Source organism: Bradyrhizobium sp. STM 3843 (assembly GCF_000239815.1).
Taxonomy (GTDB): Bacteria; Pseudomonadota; Alphaproteobacteria; order Rhizobiales; family Xanthobacteraceae; genus Bradyrhizobium.
Window position 1 is genome coordinate 1 of sequence record NZ_CAFK01000065.1, and the last position, 19,345, is coordinate 19,345.

Consider the following 19,345-nt stretch of genomic DNA (forward strand, 5'->3'; position numbering starts at 1 on the left):
CCGGTTGATCTCCCGGCTGGCCTGGGCAAGCAGATAGGCGAGATGGTCGGTGAGAGGGGCGTCAGGGCTGGGCGGTTTGGCCACGGTGGTACTTCTGGGGTCGGGATTGAATGAATGTCCGGCAGTCGTTGCCGTTTCTATATGCATGCTGATTCTTGAAGTTTCAATATTTTCCAATAGGATATTTATCCAGCGGGTGCTCAATTTGACGGCGTTCGACTGTCGGCGATGATGCCGGCCCAAGCATGACGGCTAAGGAGTGGGTGTGCTTTCGACAGTCCCTGTCTCAGTTCAGGTCAACGTCCCGCCGCATCTCTTGTTCAGGGGATCGCCTGCGCAGCCCCGCGCGCCCTTCCTGTCGCCGTTGAATTGCGATCGGCTCAAGCCTCACGGCGCCCGCAACAAGCTGCGCATCGGCAACTTTCTCACCTTCTCCGGCTCGCCGGGAATCTGGGGACCGTCGTCGACCAACAGCGCTCTGCTTGCCGTGGCCGAGATCAACGCGCGCGGCGGCATTCTCGGCCGCGAGCTCGAGCTTGCGATGTACGATTCCGGCGGCGCGATCGAGGATGTCGTGCAACGCGCGCGCGATGCGGTCGAGTTCGACGAAGTCGACATCATCATGGGCTCGCATATCAGCGCGGTCAGGGTGGCACTGCGCAAGGTCACACGTGGCCGCGTGCCTTATATCTACACGCCGGTCTATGAAGGCGGCGAGCGCACGCCCGGTGTGATGGCGATCGGCGAGGTCCCGCGCAGCCAGACCCGCCCCGCGATCCATTGGCTCGCCGAGACCAAAAAGGCGCTGCGCTGGTATCTGATCGGCAGCGACTATGTCTGGCCCTGGCAGTCGCATCGATCCATCAAGACCTATATCGCCGAGGCCGGCGGGCAGGTGGTGGGCGAGGAGTTCGTGCCCGTTGGCGAGGACCATCACGAAGCCCATCTGGCGCGGATTCGCGCGGCGCGGCCCGATGTCGTGCTGATCTCCTTGATCGGCACCGACAGCATCACCTTCAATCGCGCCTTTGCGGAAGCCGGCCTCGCCGCCACAACGTTGCGGCTCGCCGGTGCCATGGACGAGACGGTGCTGCTCGGCATCGGCGCCGATAACACCGAGAACCTGTTCTGCGCCTCCGGCTATTTCAACAGCGTGGGCTCGAAGGCCAACGACGATTTCATGAGCCGCTACACCGACATGTTCGGCGCCCATGCGCCGCCGGTGGGCTCGGTCGGGCAATCGAACTATGAAGGAATCCGCTTCCTGCAGGCGGCCGCCGAGCGGGCAGGTTCGTTGGCGTTGCGGCCGCTGGAGGCGGCGGGCCGCAACCTCGTTTATGCCGGCGCACGCGGGGCCGTGACGATCCGCAACGGCCGTGCCGACATGCCGATCTATTTGTGCGAGGCGGACGGACTCGACTTCAACGTCCTCAGGACGTTCTGAGTCCGTCCATCCTGCTGACGGACGATCTCATGCGGGCAGCGGTCTAAAATAATTCTTGAAAAGGAAAATATTTCGAGTTCTAGTAATGCCGCCGCGTCAACCGGGCTGGCGGAGCCTGGTGATGCGCAAGAAACGTATCGCGCAACGAAACAGCATCAGGAGAGCGCCATGTCGGTCGTGCTTCCAACCCCCAGTCAGCTTCACGAGGTTGCCGCGCAATGTGGCCTGTCGCTGACCGACGAGGACGTGGCCTCGTTCCGCGGCCTGATGCAGGGATCGGTCGAGGCCTACAATGTGGTGGCGGCGCTGCCGGACGAAGTGCCGGAGGTGAAATATCCGCGCACGCCCGGCTATCGCCCGTCACCTTCGGAGAATCCGCGCAACGCCTGGTATCGCAAGGCGACCGTGAAAGGTGCGGCGTCCGGCAAGCTCAAGGGCAAGACGGTCGCGCTGAAGGACAACATCATGCTCGCCGGCGTGCCCATGATGAACGGCTCGGCGACGCTCGAGGGCTACACGCCCGATTTCGACGCCACGATCGTCACGCGCATGCTGGATGCCGGCGCTGAGATCGCCGGCAAGGTGCATTGCGAATCCTTCTGCATGTCGGGCGGCAGCCACACCGGCGCGACCGGTCCGGTGCACAATCCGCACAAGATGGGCTATTCGGCCGGCGGCTCGTCGTCCGGCAGCGGCGTCGTGGTGTCGCTCGGCGAGGTCGACATGGCGATCGGCGGCGACCAGGGCGGATCGATCCGCATGCCGGCCTCGTTCTGCGGCATCTACGGCCTGAAGCCGACCTGGGGCCTGGTGCCCTACACCGGCATCATGCCGATCGAGATCTTCGTCGACCACACCGGCCCGATGACAGCGACCGTCGAGGACAATGCGCTGCTGCTGGAAGTGATCGCGGGCGACGACGGCTATGATCCCCGCATCAAGGCGCCGAAGGTCGAGAACTACACCAGCGCGCTCGGCGCGGGCGTGAAAGGCATGAAGATCGCCATCTTGAAAGAGGGCTTCGAACAGCCCGGCGCGGAAGGGGCTGTCAGTGAGAGCGTGAAGGAAGCAGCCAAGCGCCTCGCCAGCTTGGGGGCTGCCGTCGAGGAGATCTCGATCCCGATGCACCTGATGGGCCCGGCGATCTGGACCCCGATCGGGGTCGAGGGCATGACCCAGACCATGATGCATGGCGACGGCTACGGCTTGAGTCGCCCCGACCTCTACTCCACGTCGCTGATGGATTTCCATCGCGGCTGGCGTCGCCAGGCCGACGCGCTGTCGGAAACCACCAAGCTGTTCCTGCTGTTCGGCACCTACATCAACAACATCTACGGGCCGCGCTTCTATGGCAAGGCCCAGAACATCTCGCGCCGGCTGACCGCTGCCTATGACCGTGCCCTGGCCAAGTATGATCTCTTGCTGCTGCCGACCACGCCGATGAAGGCGACGCCGCTGCCGGAGCCGACGGCGAGCCGCGAGGACTATGTCGCGCGCGCGCTCGAGATGATCACCAACACCGCACCGTTCGACATCACCCATCATCCGGCGATGTCGCTGCCCTGCGGCATGGTCGATGGGCTGCCGGTCGGCCTGATGCTGGTCGGCAAGCATTTTGCAGAGACCACGATCTATCGCGCCGCGCATGCCTTCGAGCAGGCCGGCGACTGGAAGAAGATGTGAGGAGGGAGCCGCTGCAGCCTGATTGGATCGCAGAGCATGGCTAGACGAGCGTTCCATAGTCCTGGTCATATCGATATGGACATGCAGACCTCCGCTGTCATCGCCCGGCTTGACCGGGCGATCCAGTACGCCGGGACATCTCGGTTCAATATCTTCTGCCGCGGAGTACTGGATGCTCCGCCTTCGCGGAGCATGACAGCAGTGGAGACGGCGAGATCTCACCCCATACTCAACCGCCAGTTCTATGGAAACGCTGCTCTAGAAGGCATGGCCAGATCGCATGGCTAGTTCGTTCGTCGCCGGCTTCGAGATTCTGAGCTTCGCCGCGATCATCGTGCTGGTGGTGCTGGGCCTTGGCATCATCGCCAGCATGATGGGCATCTTCAACTTCGCCCAGGGCGAGTTCGTGCTGCTCGGCGCCTACGTCACTTATCTCGCCTACTCGCGCGGCATACCAGTCTGGATCGGGATGGCGGCGGCGCCGTTCCTGGTCGGTGGCCTCGGCTTCATCCTGGAGGCGCTGATCATCCGGCGCTTCTACGCCGCGCCGATCGTGGCCATGCTCGGCACTTACGCCTTAAGTCTTATCATCCGCGAGATCGTGCGGGGCCTGATCGGTGGGCTTTATCTCTCGGTGCCGGAGCCGATCGGCGGCTCGATCGATTTCGGCAGCGTCCACATCTCGGCCTGGCGGTTCGTGATCATCGTGGTCACCGTCGCCGTCATGATCGGCTGTTACCTGCTGCTGTCGCGCACCAGCTTCGGCCTGCGGGTGCGCGCAACGTTGGAAAATCCAGCGCTGGCGAGGGCTTCCGGCATCTCGACCGCCAAGATCTATGGCGCGACGTTTGCGTTTGGCGCTGCGCTCGCCGGCCTTGCCGGCGCGCTGGTCGTGCCCGTGTTCAGCCTGTTCGCCGATCTCGGCATCCGCTTTCTCATCCAGGGCTTCGTCGCGGTCATGGTCGGCGGCGTCGGCTCCTTCATGGGACCGGTCGCGGGCGCGGCGGTGATCGGCACCATGAGCGCGGCGCTGCCCTGGGTGATGGCGCCCGTCATCGCCGACGTCCTCGTTTTCGTGCTCGCCATCGTCTTCATCAAATTCCGGCCGCAGGGCCTGCTATCTGGCAAGGGGATTTAGTTGCATGTCTGAGTTTCGCGCAGATCTGTCACGCCGGCGCTTTCTGTCCGGGCTCGCCTTCACCACGGGCGCGGTCGCGACCGGGGTCGGCAGCTGGGTGATCAGGCCCGATTGGGCCAATGCGGCCGAAGGTCCGATCAAGGTCGGCATCGCCACCGACCTGACCGGCCCGATCGGCTATGCCGGCAACGCCGACGCCAACACCGCCAAGATGGTGGTGAAGCAGCTCAACGATGCCGGCGGCCTCTTGGGCCGCCCCATCGAGCTCTTCATCGAAGACACCGCATCGAATGAATCGGTCGCGGTCGGCAATGTCCGCAAGCTGATCCAGCGCGACAAGGTCGACATGGTGCTCGGCGGCATCACCTCGTCGATGCGCAATGCAATCAAGGATCCGATCGTCGCGCGCGGCAAGACGCTCTACATCTATCCGCAGCTCTACGAGGGCAAGGAGTGTACACCGTATCTGTTTTGCACCGGGCCGACCCCGGCGCAGCAATGCGATGAGTTCATCCCCTGGCTGATCAAGAATGGCGGCAAGAAGTTCGCGCTGCCCTCGGCCAACTATGTCTGGCCGCACGTGCTCAATGAATATGCGCGCAAGGTGATCGAGGCGAGCGGCGGCGAGGTGGTGTTCGAGGAGTATTATCCGCTCGACCAGGTCGATTTCTCCGCGACCGTCAACCGCATCGTCTCCAACAAGGTCGACGTCGTCTTCAATACCGTCATTCCGCCCGGCGTCGGCCCGTTCTTCAAGCAGCTCTATGAAGCCGGCTTCCAGAAGAATGGCGGGCGGCTCGCCTGCGTCTACTATGATGAGAACACGCTCAACATTAACCAGGCCAATGAGATCGAAGGGCTGGCGAGCTGCCTCGACTATTTCAAGGTGCTGACCAAGGACGATCCGGTCTCCGCCAAGATCCAGGCGGCCTATGAGAAGGACTATCCCGGCAATTTCCTGTTCGCGGCGGGCTCGGCGGCGACCGGCACTTATCGCGGACTGATGCTATGGGCGGCAGCGGTGAAGGAAGCCGGCAAGGTCGATCGCGAGTCGGTCGCGGCCGCGCTCGATCACGCCAAGATCGCGGAAGGGCCGGGCGGGCCGGCCGAGATGGTACCGGGCAAGCGCCACTGCAAGATGAAGATGTATACGGCCATCGCCAAGGGCGGCAACTACGAGATCGTCGCGCGCAGCGAGGGTCTCGTCGATCCCAAGGAATGCTGATGCGTGATGGGATAGTCCAGCCGCGCAAAGACCGTTTTCCTGATACTGGGGAGCTTGGCGGAGCCAAGCGTCTCGAAGGAGGAGGGCCGGATAGGAGACGTGGCCTCATGGTTCGAGACGGCGCTAACGCGCCTCCTCACCATGAGGGTCGGCGGGTCCGCCCGGCAGCAGGTCCTCATCCTGAGGAGCAGACATCGCTTGCGATGGCTGCGTCTCGAAGGATGGCCGCGACACGGATGTTGAGACGGGTTCGGATCGAGATCCGAGCGCATTGATGAAACACGGAAAGGCCCATCAAATCGATGGCTGAAACTGGAGTGGCCGGCCTCGCGCCGACAGCAGCAGGGAGCACCGCGCCACGGTGGAATGTCCTGCCGATCGTCGAGCTCATCCTGCTGGCGCTTGCGGCAGCGCTGCCGCTGGCCTTGCCCGACTATCTCACGGTGTTCGCCACCCGCGTGGCCATCCTGGCGCTGTTTGCGCTCTCCTTCGATCTGGTCTGGGGCTATGCCGGGATCATGAGCTTCGGCCAGGCGCTGTTCTTCGGTGCCGCCGGCTATGGCGTGGCGCTGCTCGGGCGCGATCTCAACATTTCGGCCGTGCTGGTGTTGCTGCCCGCGGGCGTGCTGATCGGGCTGGCGTTCGCGCTGCTGCTCGGCGGCTTCCTGCTGCTCGGGCGGCATCCGACCAGCATGATCTTCGTGGCGCTGGGCACCTTGACCGGCTCCTACGCCGCCGACCGTCTCGCGCGCGGCTGGTACTATCTCGGCGGCCAGAACGGCATTCCCTCGATCCCGCCGATGACACTGGGCAGTTACGAATTCGAGGAAGGGCCGGTCTTCTACTATTTCGCGCTGGCGCTGCTCGTTCTCGTCTATCTGCTCTGCCGTTTCCTGGTGCGCTCGCAGTTCGGGCTCGCGCTCGCAGGCCTGCGCGAGAACGAGACCCGCATCGCCTTCTTCGGCTACAAGACGCAGCACTTGAAAGCCATCGTGTTCGCAATCGGAGGCGCCATCGCCGGCTTGGCCGGCAGCCTCTACGCCATCCATGAGGGCTTCGTCTGGCCCAACATGGTTGGCGTCGTGATCTCGACCCAGGTCGTGCTCTATGTGCTGTTCGGCGGCTCCGGCACGCTGATCGGTGCTGTCATCGGCACCGTCATCATCGAAGGCGTCAGCTTCTGGCTGTCCGACAATTACCGCGATATCTGGCCGATCATTCTTGGTGTGCTGCTATTGCTCGTCATCCTGTTCCGTCCGCTGGGCCTTATCAGCTTCGTCCTGTCGGAGCGCGAGCGCGTCGGCAGCTTCGGCGTCAGGTCCAGGAAAAGCAGCCATGAAAAGGTCGGTCATGGCGCTTCTTGAGGCCTCGGGCATCGTCAAGATCTTCGGTAAGCTCACCGCGCTCAACGGCGCTGCGCTTACCGTCGGCGAGAACGAGTTTCACGGCCTGATCGGTCCGAACGGTTCGGGCAAGAGCACCCTGATGAAATGCGTCGCGGGGGCCGAGACGCCGACGCAAGGCAGCGTGCGTTTTGCGGGTGCTGATATCACGGCGCTGTCGCCGGCCGAGCGCGCACGCGCCGGCATGAGCCTGAAATTCCAGATCACCAGCGTGCTGCCGGCGCTCTCGCTCTACGACAATATCCTGCTGGCGCTGCAGGCGCAGGCCTCGCTGCTCGATCTCGTGCTGTCGCGGACTCGCGGCGCGCTGCACGACCAGGTCATGACCATGCTGCAGCAGTTTCGCCTCGCCGAACGTGCCCGTGATCCGGCCTCTGCACTGTCGCACGGCCAGCAGCAATGGCTGGAGATCGCGATGGCGCTCGCCGCCAAGCCGCGGCTGCTGCTGCTGGACGAGCCGACGGGCGGCATGAGCCTGGAGGAGCGCCGCGTCACCGGCGAATTGCTGGCGCCGATCAAGGCGCATTGCTCGCTCGTCATCGTCGAGCACGACCTCGATTTCATCCGCGACATCTGCGACCGTCTCACCGTGCTCGACCAGGGCGCAGTGCTGGAGACCGGCACGGTGGCCGAGATCCAGGCGAGCCGGAGCGTGCAGGAGATCTATTTGCGCCGTGCCTGAACAAAGCTTCCTCGACATCCGCCATCTCGACACCGGCTACAACCGCAGCCAGGTGCTGTTCGACGTCAATCTCGGAATCCCCTGGCGCGGCGGCGTCGCCGTGCTGGGACGCAACGGCGCCGGCAAGACCACGCTGATGAAGACCATCGTCGGCGAGCTTCCGGTCTGGAAGGGCGACCTGATGTTCGACGGCCGTGACATCGGTCGTAGCCCGACCGAGAGCCGCGTGCGCTCTGGGATCGGCTATTTGCCGCAAGAACATTCGGTGTTCGCGCGGCTGTCGGTGCGCGACAATCTCGCCGTCGGCTCACTGATCAACAAGAACGCCTCCGCCGTCGATCGTGTGTTGTCGATCTTCCCGAAGCTGGCGCAGCGGCTCGATCAGCCGGCTGGCACCTTGTCAGGCGGCGAGCGCAAGATGCTGGCGATCGGCCGCGCCATGCTCGGCGAGCCCAGGCTGTTGCTGCTCGACGAGCCGACCGAGGGCGTATGGATCGGCGTGATCGAGGAGATCACCGAACGCTTGATCGATCTCGCCAAGGAGATCGCGGTCATCGTGGTCGAGCAGCATCTCGAGCTCGCGCTGCGCGTCGCCGACTACGCCTATGTGCTCGATCGGGGCCGCGTTGCGCTGCAGGGTCCCGCGGACGAGGTCCGTCACAGCCCGGACCTAGTGCGTTACCTCGCGCCTTAGCCGCGCAGCTGATCCCGGCTGCCGCATCGTGGCGCTCGTGTCGGCTGTCATCGAAACCGCTCGTTCGAGCGGTAAATTGATGTGCTTTCGAGGCCGCTAATCGTCCTGACATCCGCTTTTCAGTTCATTGTTAAACGCCCGTCACGCGCCGGTTAAGGACGCCGAACATGGTGGCGCGCCGCCTATGGGAGGGCGGTCGTTTTCCGTATTGGGGGAATCTTGATGTCAACGAGTCCAAACGATTCGTCGGCGTGGTCGCGCGTCCGATCGCGTCTGCGCCAGCTGTTGTTGTTCGCTGTGCCGGTGCTGTCGATGGCCGCCTCACTGCCGGCCGCCGCGCATGATTTCGACGTCTTCGACTTCGACGACGATGAGAGCTATCAGATCGGCCTGTGGGGCGATCTGCCGTATTCGACCTTGCAGGCGACCGTCGGCGTACCCAACCTGATCGCCGATATGAACGCGCATCGGCTGAAATTCACCGCGCATGACGGCGACCTGAAGCAGGGCTCCGGCTCGCTGTGCGACGCCGGCCTCTATGCGCAGGCGCTGGCCAATTTCAACAGCCTGGAGGCGCCGGCGGTCTTCACGCCTGGCGACAACGACTGGGTCGATTGCGACCGCGCCTCCAACGGCGGTTTCAACTCGCGCGACCGGCTCGACTATGAGCGCAAGGTGTTCTTCTCGACGCCGTTCACGCTCGGCAAGCACCGCATGCGCCAGGAGGTGCAGACCGACAAGCTCTGCCTCGACGCCTCCGGCAACATGACCGGCTGCGTCGAGAACCGCCGCTGGCATGTCGGCCGCGTCACCTATGCGACGCTGAACATCCAGGGCTCCTGCAACAATCTCTGCGACACCAATCCGGATCCGGCCGAGTTCAACGCCCGCAATGCCGCGGTCATCACCTGGATGAAGCAGACCTTCGCAGAAGCCAAGCAGCGCAACGCGGTGGCCGTGATGTTCATCTCGCAGGCCGATCCGGGCTGGGACCTCTCCGATACGACGCGGGCGCCGCTGCGCGACCCGAAGACGCTCGCCGAGACCGACGGCCAGCCGGACGGCTTCGCCAGCTTCCTGACCGCGCTGCGCGACGAGGTGATCGCGTTCCGCAAGCCGGTGGCCTATGTCCACGGCGATTCGCACTACTTCCGGATCGATCAGCCGATGCTGGATTCGCAGGGCCGTCGTCTGGAGAACTTCACCCGCGTCGAGACCTTCGGCGACAACCAGGCCAACGGCAACAACGACGTTCGCTGGCTGAAGGTGACCGTCGATCCGAGGAGCCGCGACGTGTTCTCCTACCAGCCGGTCAACGTGTTCGCCAACCGCACCGCGGTGCCCGCGCCGACGCCGTCGCATTAGGCCGGCTCAAACCTCTCCCCGCGTGCGGGGAGAGGTCGGATTGCATCGCAAGATGCAATCCGGGTGAGGGGGACTCACTACGAGTTCGGTGCGCGGAGACTCCCCTCACCCCGACCCTCTCCCCGCAAGCGGGGAGAGGGAGTTGGCTCACCGGCTCGCGACGTTACCTGGCAGCGCATAAGCGCGGACGTAGTCGCCGAGCTTGGTGCCGAACGAGCCATGGCCGCCGTCGACTGTAACCACATATTGCCGGCCGCCCGCCTCGTAGGTCATCGGCGTCGATTGTCCGCCGGCCGGCAGCCGGTCCTGCCACAGCAGGCGGCCGTCATTCACGTCGAAGGCGCGGATGTAATAGTCCATCGTGCTGCTGAGGAAGGCCACGCCGCCGGCGGTGACCATCGGGCCCCCCAGCATCGGCACGCCCATTTTGAACGGCAGTGGCACCGGCGCCTTGTCGCGGATGGTTCCGACGCGGTGCTGCCAGACGATCTGGTTGGTCTTCAGGTCGATCGCGGCGAGGCTGCCCCAGGGCGGCGCCATGCAGGGGATGCCGAGCGGTGACAGGAAGATGCCGAGATCGACGCCATAGGGCGTGCCATACATCGGCTGCACGCCGAGCTCGGTGCCGGGCGGATGCGCCGCATTGGGCGCGGCTGGATTGTCGCTGCCGCGCGGCACCAGGCGCGAGACGAACGGGATCGATTGTGGATTGGCGATCGCGATCTGCCTGACTGGATCGACGGCGATGCCGCCCCATTCGAACATGCCGAAATCGCCGGGATACACCAGCGTGCCCTGCTCGGACGGCGGCGTGAACGGGCCCTCATAGCGCAGCCGCTTGAACTTGATGCGGCAGGCCAGCTGGTCGAACATCGTGGCGCCCCACATCTGCGCCCCGGTGAGGATCTGGCGCGGGCGGAAGCTGAGATCGGAGAATGGCTGCGTCGGCGCGGTGCGGTCGCCGGGGGCCGCGCCCTGCGGCACCGGCGTCTCCGGTGCGGGCACCAGCAGGTGGCCGTCGCGGCGGTCGAGCACGAAGATGTTGCCGGTCTTGGCGGGCACGTAGATCGCGGGCACCACGCCGTCCTTGGTCGGCACGTCGATCAGGCTAGGCTGCGACGGCATGTCCATATCCCAGAGATCATGGTGCACGTTCTGATAGGACCAGCGCAGCTTGCCGGTGTTGATGTCGAGCGCGACCAGCGCCGAATCATAACGTTCGTTGTCCGCCGTGCGGTTGCCGGCCCAGATGTCCGGCGAGCTCGAGCCGAGCGGCTCGTAGACGAGGCCGAGCTTTTCGTCGGCCGCCGCGACGCTCCAGGAGTTCGGCGAGCCCATGGTGAAATGATGCGTCTCCGACGGCATCTCATTGGGATCGGGATTGCCGGGATCGAACGCCCAGATCAGCTTGCCCGAGTAGATATCGAAGCCGCGGATCGCGCCTGAAGGCACCTTGTCCGAGTAGTTGTCGATCACGGCGCCCGCCATGATCAGCACCTTGTCGGTCACCACAGGCGGCGAGGTGCCCTCATAGAAGCCGAGCGTCGTGATCTCGTTGCCGGCCTTCAGATCGATCTGGCCGTGATCGCCAAACCCCTCACAGGGTTTGCCAGTCTCGGCATCGAGCGCGAACAGCCGGCCGTCATCGGTCGGCAGGAAGATGCGCTTGGGGCACTCCGCAGGTGCAGCCGCGCCGGTGCTGTCGACAGCGCCCGGCTTGGTCTCGTGATAGGCGACGCCGCGACAGGTCATGTGCTGGAAATTCTTGTGATGCTCGATCTGAGGATCGAATTTCCAGCGCAGCTTGCCGCTGGCCGCGTCCAGCGCGAACACGATCTGGTGCGGCGAGCAGGTGTAGAGCAGGTCGCCGACCTTCAGCGGCGTCACCTCATTGGTGAACTCGTCGGGATCATCGGGGCCCTTGTGATCGCCGGTCTGGAATTCCCAGGCGAGCTTGAGGTCCTTCACATTGTCCTTGGTGATCTGATTGAGGCTGGAATAGCGGGTGCCGAAATTGGTGGCGCCGTAGGCGGTCCAGTCGGATTGCGCCTGTGCGGCCGTCGTATCCGTGCCTGCGGCGCCTGCTGCTTGCGCCAACGTGCCGTTCAGCCCGAAGCGATCGCCGCGCAGCGCCACGCCGAGCACGATCGCGGCCAGCACCAGCACGGCGACGAGGCCCCAGCGCGCCGCGGGCATGTTTCCCGCAAGATGGGCGGTGATGAAGGGCAGGAGCAGCCAGATGCCGAGCGGCGCCAGCACATCGCCGCGCGGCGCCAGCGACCAGAAATCCAGGCCGACTTCCCAGATCGCCCAAGCCATCGTGCCGAGCAGCAGCGCGGCATAGACCCACAGCGCCTCGGCGCGGCGCTGCCACAGCAGCCAGGCGGTGAGCAGCAACGCAGCGCCAGCGATGACGTAGTAGAGCGAGCCGCCGAGCGCCAACAGCCATACGCCGCCGGCGGCGAGCACCGCGCCCATGAGGGTGAGGATGATGACCGTGAAGGTAAGCAGCGGTGCGCGCTGCAGTTCGCCGGCGCCGACCATGCCGCGGCTCCTCGATATGGCAGTGATGTTAGGGCGATCCGCCCGGCGCCTCAAGAACCGTCCGCAGTTAGAGAAGTTCCTGCCGGTCGGTCCGCTAGCGGCCGCAGGATCGGGGCTCCGGAACCTTCGACGCGAATATCCGGTTGCCGGGGTCGCACACGCCTTTTTGTACTGGCCGACGGATCAATTATGACACTATTAATACGTTGACATGTCAGTTTGACGAAAGACGTGGAGCGTAGCATGGGCGTGCGGCGGCAGGCGGTGTCGAATCCGGTGGCATGGTGGTGGGGGCTTTTGACCCTGGTCAGCATCGCCAATATCGCGTTCTGGATCCTGCTGTACCGCCAGCTCTCCGGCCAGCCCGTGACGGCCGCGGCCGCCGGCTCGGAAACGTCCTCGATGCTGATGCTCTGCGCGGCCTATGTGTTCGGCTGCGCCTTCCGCTCGGTGCTGCCGCGCGCCGACGTGCAGCGGATCTGCCTGGTCGACAGCTGGCTGTCGAGCGTGTTCGTCGGACGTTCGGTCGCGACCATCGCGGAAATCTGCTTCGCTGCGCAATGGGCGATCATCCTCGGCCAGCTCGGCACCATCGCGGATGCGCCGACTGCGGTGAATATCGCGCGCATCATCGTGCCGCTGATCATCGTCGCCGAGATCTGCTCCTGGTACGCGGTCCTGACCACCAACTTCCTCGGCAATGCGATCGAGAATTCGCTGTGGGCCGTCACCTTCCTGCTGGTCGGGATCGGACTCAGCCGGTTGCTGCCGGACTTCGAGGGGCCGCTGCGCTGGCTCCTGATCACCGGCCTTGTCGGCATCGCGTTCTATCTCGGCTTCCTGATCGTCATCGACGTGCCGATGTACCTCAACCGCTGGCGTATCGGGCGCGCCAACGGCACCAAGCTGCTGCATCCACTGGACGGCCTGCGTGATGCCGCCACGCGCTGGATCGTCACCCATGATTTCGATCACTGGAAAGACGAGATCGCCTGGATGTCGCTTTATTTCAGCGCCGCGGTGTGGGCGAGCCTGGCGCTCTGCGTGCTGTCCTCGCTCGACCATGATCTCTTGAACTACCGCGCACAGGCGGCGGTGTTGTCGCCGCCGGCCGTCGTTCAGCCGACGAGCCTGCGCTGACTCTGAAAGGTTGAGCATCCGTCTCAAACTGCGATCTTCGCTGGCTTGGGTCTTGCACGGCCAACGCGCGTGAGCAGACCTGGAGGGGGCGGCATGCGGACAACAGCGGTCGACATCATTCGCATTGCGACCCATGGCCCGGGTGACGTCTCCGGCCTCATGAGCCGGATCGACTCCGGCGCCATCGATCCGACGAAGATCGTCGCCGTTCTCGGCAAGACCGAGGGCAATGGCGGCGTCAACGATTTCACCCGGGAATATGCCGTCTCCGCTTTATGCGCGGCGCTGGCGCCGCATCTCGGTCTGTCGCCCGATGGCGTCGAGCAGCGCATTGCCTTCGTGATGTCCGGCGGCACGGAAGGCGTGCTCAGTCCGCACATCACGGTCTTCACGCGGCACGATCCCGATTGTCGCACCTCCTCCGAGATCTCCGGCAAGCGCCTGAGCATCGGGATCGCGCAGACCCGCGATTTCCTGCCCGAAGAGCTCGGGCGTGGCGCGCAGATCCAGGAGACGGCGAAGGCTGTAGCGGCGGCCATGCTCGAGGCCGGGATCTTCGATCCGCGCGATGTTCATTTCGTCCAGATCAAATGCCCGCTGCTGACCAGCGAGCGCGTTGCAGCCGCGCTGAGCCGCGGCAACACGACCGTCACCAGCAGCGCCTATGCGTCGATGGCGTATTCGCGCGGCGCCTCGGCCCTCGGCGTGGCCGCGGCGCTCGGCGAGATCGAAGGCGAGATCGACGACGCGCATGTGATGCGCCGCTTCGATCTGTTTTCGCAGGTGGCCTCGACCTCGGCCGGCATCGAACTCATGCATAACGTCGTCATCGTGCTCGGCAATTCGGAGACGTCAGCGAGTGCGTTTCAGATCGGCCACGCGGTGATGCAGGACGCGATCGATTCCGCCGCGGTGATCGAGGTCTTAAGCAGCGTCGGCCTGTCGATCGGCGGCGGAGCGAACGACGGCCGCCAGCTCGTCAACATCTTCGCCAAAGCGGAAGCCTCGCCCAACGGTTTGGTGCGCGGCGTCCGGCACACCATGCTGGAGGATACCGACATCAGCGCTACCCGACACGCCCGCGCCGCCGTCGGCGGCCTGATCAGCGGGCTGGCAGGCACCAGCGCAGTCTATGTATCCGGCGGCGCCGAGCATCAGGGACCGCCGGGTGGCGGCCCCGTTGCCGCGATCGTCCGGCTGCCGCAGTGAACAGTGCTTACTCTTGATCCAGGTCGCTTGCCTTAGCTAAGTCGCTTGCCCTCACGACCGTCGCATTGACGACGCGCGTGCCCTCGAGCTCGCGCACGATGCGGTGGTCGGGGCCGACATGGCCGAGATCGAAGTCACGCTCGCGCGTGACCAGGATGATGCGCGGACCGTTGATGATGAGGACTGTGACGTCGTGCTCTTCGCCTGACATGGCCCATTCGCGGATCTCGCTCTGATACGGTGCCTTGCGCCACGCGTCCGGAAAGCCGGGATCGCAGCGCACCTCGATGCCGTCGTCCGAGGTCGTCAGCACGAACTTCGCCTTGGCTGGCTTCCATTGATCGTCGAGCAGCCCGTTCACCAGCCACAAGCAGCGGAACGCGCGGCATTCGGCAGGGCGGTCGGCGTAGATCGAACAGCCGTGCTTCGGCTGGCAATGCGCACACCACGCATTCGCTGGCTTGCCCAGCGCTTCGATCGCCATCACCTTGCAGCACAGCGTGCAATCGCCGCAATCTCTCGATGTCGCCTCGGATTTCGCCTCGGATTGCATGGGGCCTCTCATCGTCGGCCCCGATGCTACGCGAGTTTGGCTGCGGAATCCTGCCGCTTCTCAGCTCAGCCTGCCGCCATTGAACTGGCCGAACCGCCACGCCAGGCCAAGCCCCATCAGCAGTGCGCCGAGTCCAAGCGGGATCACGTCTTGATTGGCTCTGAGGTCGAAATCGCCGACCCGACAAATCAGCAGATAGCCGATCACGAGATTGAAGAAGCCCCACAGCACGTTCTCGATGGAGGAGGATTGTCCGGGCCCGCGCGGTTTCGCCCATGGCGTCTGGAACGGGCGGCCCATCACGCCACTGGTGAGATGCGGAATCGCATTGGTGAGGAATGCGCCCGCGAACAGATAGGACAGCGGATGAAGCCAGTTCATGGACGGTTTGGTCTCCTTGCACAGCCGCGACGTGTCCTTTGTGCCGTGCGCGCCGTTCAACACAAAGACACGTTTCAGTGGGGAAGCGACAGGCTGCGGTGGGCGTTCGCTGTTCAGGCGTGGCCGATCCAGCCCTGCCAGGTGAAGGCCGCGAAGAAACGGCTGGCATCATGAAAGCCGCCGTCGCGCAGAATGGCTTCGTCCTGCTCGGGGCTGAGCATGTTGACGCCGGCCTCGACCGTTTTGCGCATCGTTTTGGCCTGCTCGGCATCGACACCTGAGGCGACGGCGTACGCGGCATAACGATCCAGCCAGAGCGCGCGCTGAGCCGGCTCCTGCGGCAGGCAGCTGTGTGCGGCCACGAACGGTGCGCCGGGCCGAAGCCGCTGATGGATCGCGCGCACCGTCCTCAATCGCTCGGGCGCCGAGAGGAAGTGTAGCGTCAGCAGGCAGGTCGCCGCGTCGAAGGGACCGGCGGGCGCGTCGTCGATATAGCCTTCGATCAGTTCGACGCGACCCATGCGGGAGCCGAGCGTCCGCTCGGCCAGCCGCAACATCTGCGCCGACGGATCGACGCCGACGAAGCTCCAGGACGGATGCGCCTCGGCCAGGGCGGAGAGCTCAAGTCCGCCGCCGGCGCCCAGCACGAGCACCTTGGCTTGCGCCGGCGCCTGCTCGCCAAGCACGACCGCGGTCATGCGGTGAAGTCCGTCGAGACCGGGCACGAAGCGACGCGGTCCGTCGGTGTAGCGCGCAACGATCTCCGGATCGGAGAACGCGCGCAGAAACACCTGCGCGCCATCGGTGATCTCAGCCATGGCGGGTCTGTCCTTTGCGGGAGCGCTTGCGGCGTTGCAGGCGGTCGTGGAAATCGGCACTCAAGGCGGCCAGCGTCACGTCGCCGAGGCGAGAGAGCAGCAAGGCCTCCGCCTCGCGAAACGTGGTATCGAGCGCGGCATTGACCGCCTGCTCGACCAGGCAGTCCGGGTTTTCGGTCCGGTTGCCGAGGGCGAATAGCGATGGGCTGCCCAGCGAGTCGTAGATGTCGCGCAAGGTGATGGTGGCGAGGTCGCGGGCCAGCGTCCAGCCGCCGCCATGGCCTTTCTCGGAGCGCACATAGCCGCGTTCCCGCAAGCCCGCCATGATCCGCCGGATCACCACGGGATTGGTCTGCATCATCAACGCGAGCATGTCCGATGTGGCCGGGCCGTCCTGCTCCGCCATGTGAAGCAGGACATGCAGCACGCCGGACAGCTGGCTGTTGGGTCTCATGTAACTTTTGATATTACATGATGGGCCATCGGTCAATCCGCCGCGGGATCGCGGTTTGCTTGCCTAGTGGGAGTCCTGGACGCAGACGCGGTGTCCAAGGCCTAGCCGCTAGAACCACGGCTCCTCATAGGCCGGCGTGCCGTCGACCAGGAGCCGCTTGATGGCGGCGCGGCCCGAGGGCAGCACGGCCGCTACCACCATCAGCTTGCGCTGATTGCGCAGCTGCTCGAGCGCCTTGCCTTCGCCCTGCGGCACGAAATAGTTCTCGATATCGTAGCGAAGGCGCAGGGAGTCGCAGAACGAGTCCCGCTGTGGTCCGCAGCTCGCGCCATAGATGACATGGCCGCGGATCAGCGCCTCGGCCTCTTGCACCGGGACCGGATCGGTGTGCACCGAGACCGCTTCGTAGACGCCGTCCTGATTGGGGGCGAGCTTCACGAACACGACCGGATGTTGCCCGTGCGACGGCTGATCCTTGAGCGCGCCGGCCGGCAGCTGCGAGATGTCGTAGCCGAGCGCCACATAGTCGCCGCGCAGGAGGTCGCGTGGGTCGACCGGTCGGGTCTGCAATGTTACTTCCTTGCCGTCGCGCAGGATCTCGATGCGGTCGATCACCATCACCGCCAGCAGCGACAGCTGGATCAGCGCGGCCGCGCCGAACAGCAGGACCTTCGGAATACGCCCCAGGCGTTGTGCAAGCGTGGCTGCAGAGATCATCGCGCATCCCTCGCCAGCAATGCGTTGAGAACAAGCGCCAGCACGATCGCGACCACCCCGGCCACGGCGAGAAACATCGAGCGTTCCAAGAGCGAGCCTTTGACCGCCCAGGTGATTGCGGCGATAACGCCGGCGACGCCGAGCCAGCCAGCGACGATGCGCGGCCGGACCGAATCGATCATGCCCGAGATGACCAGGCAGAGCATGGCGCCGAGCTCGAGCGCATAGGCGAACCATGGCTGGCGGTCTTGCTGCGCCACGCCTTGCTCAGGCGCGAACAGCGCGAGGGCGATGGCCAATCCGGCCAAGGCCGCGCCGGAGTCACGCGTGACTGCGGCAGCGACGAATGCCAGCAGCATCCCGCCTGCGCCGCAGCTGAGCGCCCAGGCGGGATGACCTGACGGCGCGTAAAGGAGAATGGAGGAGTCGAATGCCGTGCTGCCCAGGACCGCCACAGCGGCCAGCATGAAGCCTCCATAGGAAGACAGCACAGCACCGAACTCCGACAGCCGGGGCGAGCGGAGCGCTGCCAGCGCCAGCCCGCCGCCCAGCAGCAGGCCGGCGCCGTCGGCGAGCACGGCGAGTTGATCATGCAGGCCAGTCTGGAATGCGGCCGCGGTCCACCAGTTCAGCGCGGCGAGCGCGAGCAGATGGGCAGCGGCGCGCGAATTCCAGGCGATGGCGAGGCCGGCCGCAACGAGCCAGAACGCGACGAAGGGGGCGTGCGGCATGCCGTCGCCCTCGACCATGCGCATGTCACTCCAGATGCATGCCGCGACCAAGGCCACCGCCAGTGCGCCGCGCGAGCCCGTGAGCAGGGCTGCGGCGAGCGCGCCGATCGCCCACAGCAGCATGCCGCCGGCGAAATCCGAACCGAGGTGATACATCTGGCCGACCAGCGCGATGCCGGCCCCGAAGATGATCGCGCCGACGCTGGCGCAGAGGTCGGCGAGGATCATCCGGCCGCTGCGGGCGAACCAGGCGCCGAGACCATAGGCGGCGATGATGCTCAGAGCCAGGATGGCGCAGCGCAACAGCCGCGCGATGTCGGTCCAATGTGCCGCCACGAAAGCAAGAAACGCGGCTGCGATCAGCAGCCCGCCGACGATGCCCACTACGACCGCGATGTTGGCGCCCGGCGCAAGCGGCGGCAGCGCGCTACGGATGGCGACGCCCGCCGCCGGCGTGATCACGCCATCCGTCTCCCAGCGCGCCAGATCAGCCTCGAGACGCTGACGATAGGTTCGCTCGAACATGGGAGTGAGGCACCGCCGTTGTGACTGGTCTGCCTGTTTAGCACGGCAGCCTGCCGAGTGCACCCGGAAGTCAGGCTGCTTACTAACAGCCATGGTGTTACGAACGCGGCTGCTGGATCTATCGTGGACAGATGCAGCGCGATCCGATGGCGCAGGCCGGCGGGGAAAATCGATCTTGTTGGTCTTGCGGCGCCTCGCTTGCTGCTATCTGACGAGCACAAGAAACCGCCTGCGCCAAAGAACTGATTTTGGCAGCCGCATCAAGCTGATTTGGCTGGTCAACCCTTCTCGGGAAAAATATCGCGCTTCGCTTTTTCAGAAATATGTGGTTGTCTTGCCGCATCCCGGTCCGATGAGAGGGGCGCTTCGCGATCGTCACGAGCGTTGGGCGTGGGATGCGGTGGACGCGACGGTGTTGCAGCGGCGAGCAGCTGCGGGCGAACAATGCCGATGCGGACGTGAAATCGTGTGGTCCTGGCGCCCCGGTGCTGGCGCCGAGCGCAACGCGCCTCGCGCGTTGTCGCGACACGGGGGCAATAACGCCGGTCCCCGAGGAGAGCGCGTATAAACGTTAAAACCATCGCGCAGGGAAGGCCGGGTCGTCCGGCTGGACCCGCGGTACCTGCCGCCTGCATTTTT

At 64.9% G+C, this 19,345-nt stretch carries 17 protein-coding genes and 1 pseudogene; 10 read left to right on the plus strand and 8 right to left on the minus strand.

Annotated elements, in window-relative coordinates:
- A pseudogene (locus BRAS3843_RS42570) lies at positions 1-84 on the minus strand (MarR family transcriptional regulator); the annotation flags it as partial.
- Positions 85-265: 181 nt separating this feature from the next.
- Here BRAS3843_RS42570 and BRAS3843_RS09300 point away from each other — a divergent pair.
- The 8 genes from BRAS3843_RS09300 to BRAS3843_RS09335 all read left to right on the plus strand — a co-directional run bounded on the left by BRAS3843_RS09300 (position 266) and on the right by BRAS3843_RS09335 (position 9,634).
- Positions 266-1,444, plus strand: a complete 1,179-nt coding sequence (locus BRAS3843_RS09300) for a substrate-binding domain-containing protein (RefSeq protein WP_008968583.1) — start codon at positions 266-268, stop codon at positions 1,442-1,444.
- Positions 1,445-1,612: 168 nt separating this feature from the next.
- Positions 1,613-3,127 (plus strand): amidase, encoded by a 1,515-nt coding sequence (locus BRAS3843_RS09305; RefSeq protein WP_008968584.1) that lies wholly within the window; start codon positions 1,613-1,615, stop codon positions 3,125-3,127.
- 280 nt (positions 3,128-3,407) lie between these two features.
- Positions 3,408-4,265 carry a branched-chain amino acid ABC transporter permease gene (locus tag BRAS3843_RS09310; RefSeq protein ID WP_008968585.1) on the plus strand — a complete coding sequence of 286 codons (858 nt, stop codon included), beginning with the start codon at positions 3,408-3,410 and terminating at the stop codon, positions 4,263-4,265.
- A gap of 4 nt (positions 4,266-4,269) precedes the next feature.
- Positions 4,270-5,490 (plus strand): substrate-binding protein, encoded by a 1,221-nt coding sequence (locus BRAS3843_RS09315; RefSeq protein ID WP_008968586.1) that lies wholly within the window; start codon positions 4,270-4,272, stop codon positions 5,488-5,490.
- Between the two features lie 302 nt (positions 5,491-5,792).
- A complete protein-coding gene (locus tag BRAS3843_RS09320; RefSeq protein ID WP_008968588.1) occupies positions 5,793-6,854 on the plus strand; it encodes a branched-chain amino acid ABC transporter permease in 1,062 nt (353 codons plus the stop codon).
- Positions 6,841-7,575 carry an ABC transporter ATP-binding protein gene (locus BRAS3843_RS09325; protein WP_008968589.1) on the plus strand — a complete coding sequence of 245 codons (735 nt, stop codon included), beginning with the start codon at positions 6,841-6,843 and terminating at the stop codon, positions 7,573-7,575. Before BRAS3843_RS09320 ends, BRAS3843_RS09325 begins: the two co-directional genes overlap by 14 nt.
- Complete coding sequence (locus tag BRAS3843_RS09330) at positions 7,568-8,269, plus strand: ABC transporter ATP-binding protein (RefSeq protein ID WP_008968590.1); 702 nt, start codon at positions 7,568-7,570, stop codon at positions 8,267-8,269. The genes BRAS3843_RS09325 and BRAS3843_RS09330 overlap by 8 nt, the downstream gene beginning before the upstream one ends.
- A gap of 312 nt (positions 8,270-8,581) precedes the next feature.
- On the plus strand, positions 8,582-9,634 hold the full coding sequence (locus BRAS3843_RS09335; protein ID WP_244425196.1) for a hypothetical protein: 1,053 nt from the start codon (positions 8,582-8,584) through the stop codon (positions 9,632-9,634).
- Positions 9,635-9,781: 147 nt separating this feature from the next.
- Here the strand turns inward: BRAS3843_RS09335 and BRAS3843_RS09340 are convergent, their stop codons facing one another.
- Positions 9,782-12,178 carry a glucose/quinate/shikimate family membrane-bound PQQ-dependent dehydrogenase gene (locus tag BRAS3843_RS09340; protein WP_008968593.1) on the minus strand — a complete coding sequence of 799 codons (2,397 nt, stop codon included), beginning with the start codon at positions 12,176-12,178 and terminating at the stop codon, positions 9,782-9,784.
- A 243-nt stretch (positions 12,179-12,421) separates the two neighbouring features.
- Here BRAS3843_RS09340 and BRAS3843_RS09345 point away from each other — a divergent pair, with 243 nt between their 5' ends.
- Together BRAS3843_RS09345 and BRAS3843_RS09350 are read left to right on the plus strand one after the other, a co-directional pair.
- The gene (locus BRAS3843_RS09345) at positions 12,422-13,318 is read left to right on the plus strand and encodes a hypothetical protein (RefSeq protein WP_035981226.1); all 897 of its coding nucleotides are present in this window, start codon (positions 12,422-12,424) and stop codon (positions 13,316-13,318) included.
- A 93-nt stretch (positions 13,319-13,411) separates the two neighbouring features.
- Positions 13,412-14,527, plus strand: a complete 1,116-nt coding sequence (locus BRAS3843_RS09350) for a ring-opening amidohydrolase (RefSeq protein WP_008968595.1) — start codon at positions 13,412-13,414, stop codon at positions 14,525-14,527.
- 7 nt (positions 14,528-14,534) lie between these two features.
- Here BRAS3843_RS09350 and BRAS3843_RS09355 read toward each other — a convergent pair whose 3' ends face one another.
- The 6 genes from BRAS3843_RS09355 to BRAS3843_RS09380 form a co-directional block, all read right to left on the minus strand.
- The gene (locus tag BRAS3843_RS09355; RefSeq protein WP_008968596.1) at positions 14,535-15,080 is read right to left on the minus strand and encodes a hypothetical protein; all 546 of its coding nucleotides are present in this window, start codon (positions 15,078-15,080) and stop codon (positions 14,535-14,537) included.
- 60 nt (positions 15,081-15,140) lie between these two features.
- Positions 15,141-15,461 carry a hypothetical protein gene (locus BRAS3843_RS09360; RefSeq protein ID WP_008968597.1) on the minus strand — a complete coding sequence of 107 codons (321 nt, stop codon included), beginning with the start codon at positions 15,459-15,461 and terminating at the stop codon, positions 15,141-15,143.
- Positions 15,462-15,574: 113 nt separating this feature from the next.
- Complete coding sequence (locus BRAS3843_RS09365) at positions 15,575-16,279, minus strand: class I SAM-dependent methyltransferase (RefSeq protein WP_008968598.1); 705 nt, start codon at positions 16,277-16,279, stop codon at positions 15,575-15,577.
- Positions 16,272-16,733: an Rrf2 family transcriptional regulator gene (locus BRAS3843_RS09370; protein WP_008968599.1), complete on the minus strand. Its 462-nt coding sequence runs from the start codon at positions 16,731-16,733 to the stop codon at positions 16,272-16,274. The genes BRAS3843_RS09365 and BRAS3843_RS09370 overlap by 8 nt, the downstream gene beginning before the upstream one ends.
- A gap of 108 nt (positions 16,734-16,841) precedes the next feature.
- Positions 16,842-17,450, minus strand: a complete 609-nt coding sequence (locus BRAS3843_RS09375) for a GDYXXLXY domain-containing protein (RefSeq protein ID WP_008968600.1) — start codon at positions 17,448-17,450, stop codon at positions 16,842-16,844.
- Entirely contained in the window at positions 17,447-18,706 is a 1,260-nt protein-coding gene (locus BRAS3843_RS09380) for a DUF2157 domain-containing protein (RefSeq protein ID WP_008968601.1), read from the minus strand. Before BRAS3843_RS09380 ends, BRAS3843_RS09375 begins: the two co-directional genes overlap by 4 nt.
- Between the last annotated feature and the right edge of the window lie 639 nt (positions 18,707-19,345).

Excerpts from the sequence above, each read along its gene's own strand:
- BRAS3843_RS09305 (WP_008968584.1), top strand. The coding sequence starts at position 1,613 with ATGTCGGTCGTGCTTCCAACCCCCAGTCAGCTTCACGAGGTTGCCGCG.
- BRAS3843_RS09310 (WP_008968585.1), top strand. The coding sequence starts at position 3,408 with ATGGCTAGTTCGTTCGTCGCCGGCTTCGAGATTCTGAGCTTCGCCGCG.
- BRAS3843_RS09315 (WP_008968586.1), top strand. The coding sequence starts at position 4,270 with ATGTCTGAGTTTCGCGCAGATCTGTCACGCCGGCGCTTTCTGTCCGGG.
- BRAS3843_RS09320 (WP_008968588.1), top strand. The coding sequence starts at position 5,793 with ATGGCTGAAACTGGAGTGGCCGGCCTCGCGCCGACAGCAGCAGGGAGC.
- BRAS3843_RS09325 (WP_008968589.1), top strand. The coding sequence starts at position 6,841 with ATGGCGCTTCTTGAGGCCTCGGGCATCGTCAAGATCTTCGGTAAGCTC.
- BRAS3843_RS09335 (WP_244425196.1), top strand. The coding sequence starts at position 8,582 with ATGGCCGCCTCACTGCCGGCCGCCGCGCATGATTTCGACGTCTTCGAC.
- BRAS3843_RS09340 (WP_008968593.1), bottom strand. The coding sequence starts at position 12,178 with ATGGTCGGCGCCGGCGAACTGCAGCGCGCACCGCTGCTTACCTTCACG.
- BRAS3843_RS09345 (WP_035981226.1), top strand. The coding sequence starts at position 12,422 with ATGGGCGTGCGGCGGCAGGCGGTGTCGAATCCGGTGGCATGGTGGTGG.
- BRAS3843_RS09350 (WP_008968595.1), top strand. The coding sequence starts at position 13,412 with ATGCGGACAACAGCGGTCGACATCATTCGCATTGCGACCCATGGCCCG.
- BRAS3843_RS09355 (WP_008968596.1), bottom strand. The coding sequence starts at position 15,080 with ATGCAATCCGAGGCGAAATCCGAGGCGACATCGAGAGATTGCGGCGAT.
- BRAS3843_RS09360 (WP_008968597.1), bottom strand. The coding sequence starts at position 15,461 with ATGAACTGGCTTCATCCGCTGTCCTATCTGTTCGCGGGCGCATTCCTC.
- BRAS3843_RS09365 (WP_008968598.1), bottom strand. The coding sequence starts at position 16,279 with ATGGCTGAGATCACCGATGGCGCGCAGGTGTTTCTGCGCGCGTTCTCC.
- BRAS3843_RS09370 (WP_008968599.1), bottom strand. The coding sequence starts at position 16,733 with ATGAGACCCAACAGCCAGCTGTCCGGCGTGCTGCATGTCCTGCTTCAC.
- BRAS3843_RS09375 (WP_008968600.1), bottom strand. The coding sequence starts at position 17,450 with ATGATCTCTGCAGCCACGCTTGCACAACGCCTGGGGCGTATTCCGAAG.
- BRAS3843_RS09380 (WP_008968601.1), bottom strand. The coding sequence starts at position 18,706 with ATGTTCGAGCGAACCTATCGTCAGCGTCTCGAGGCTGATCTGGCGCGC.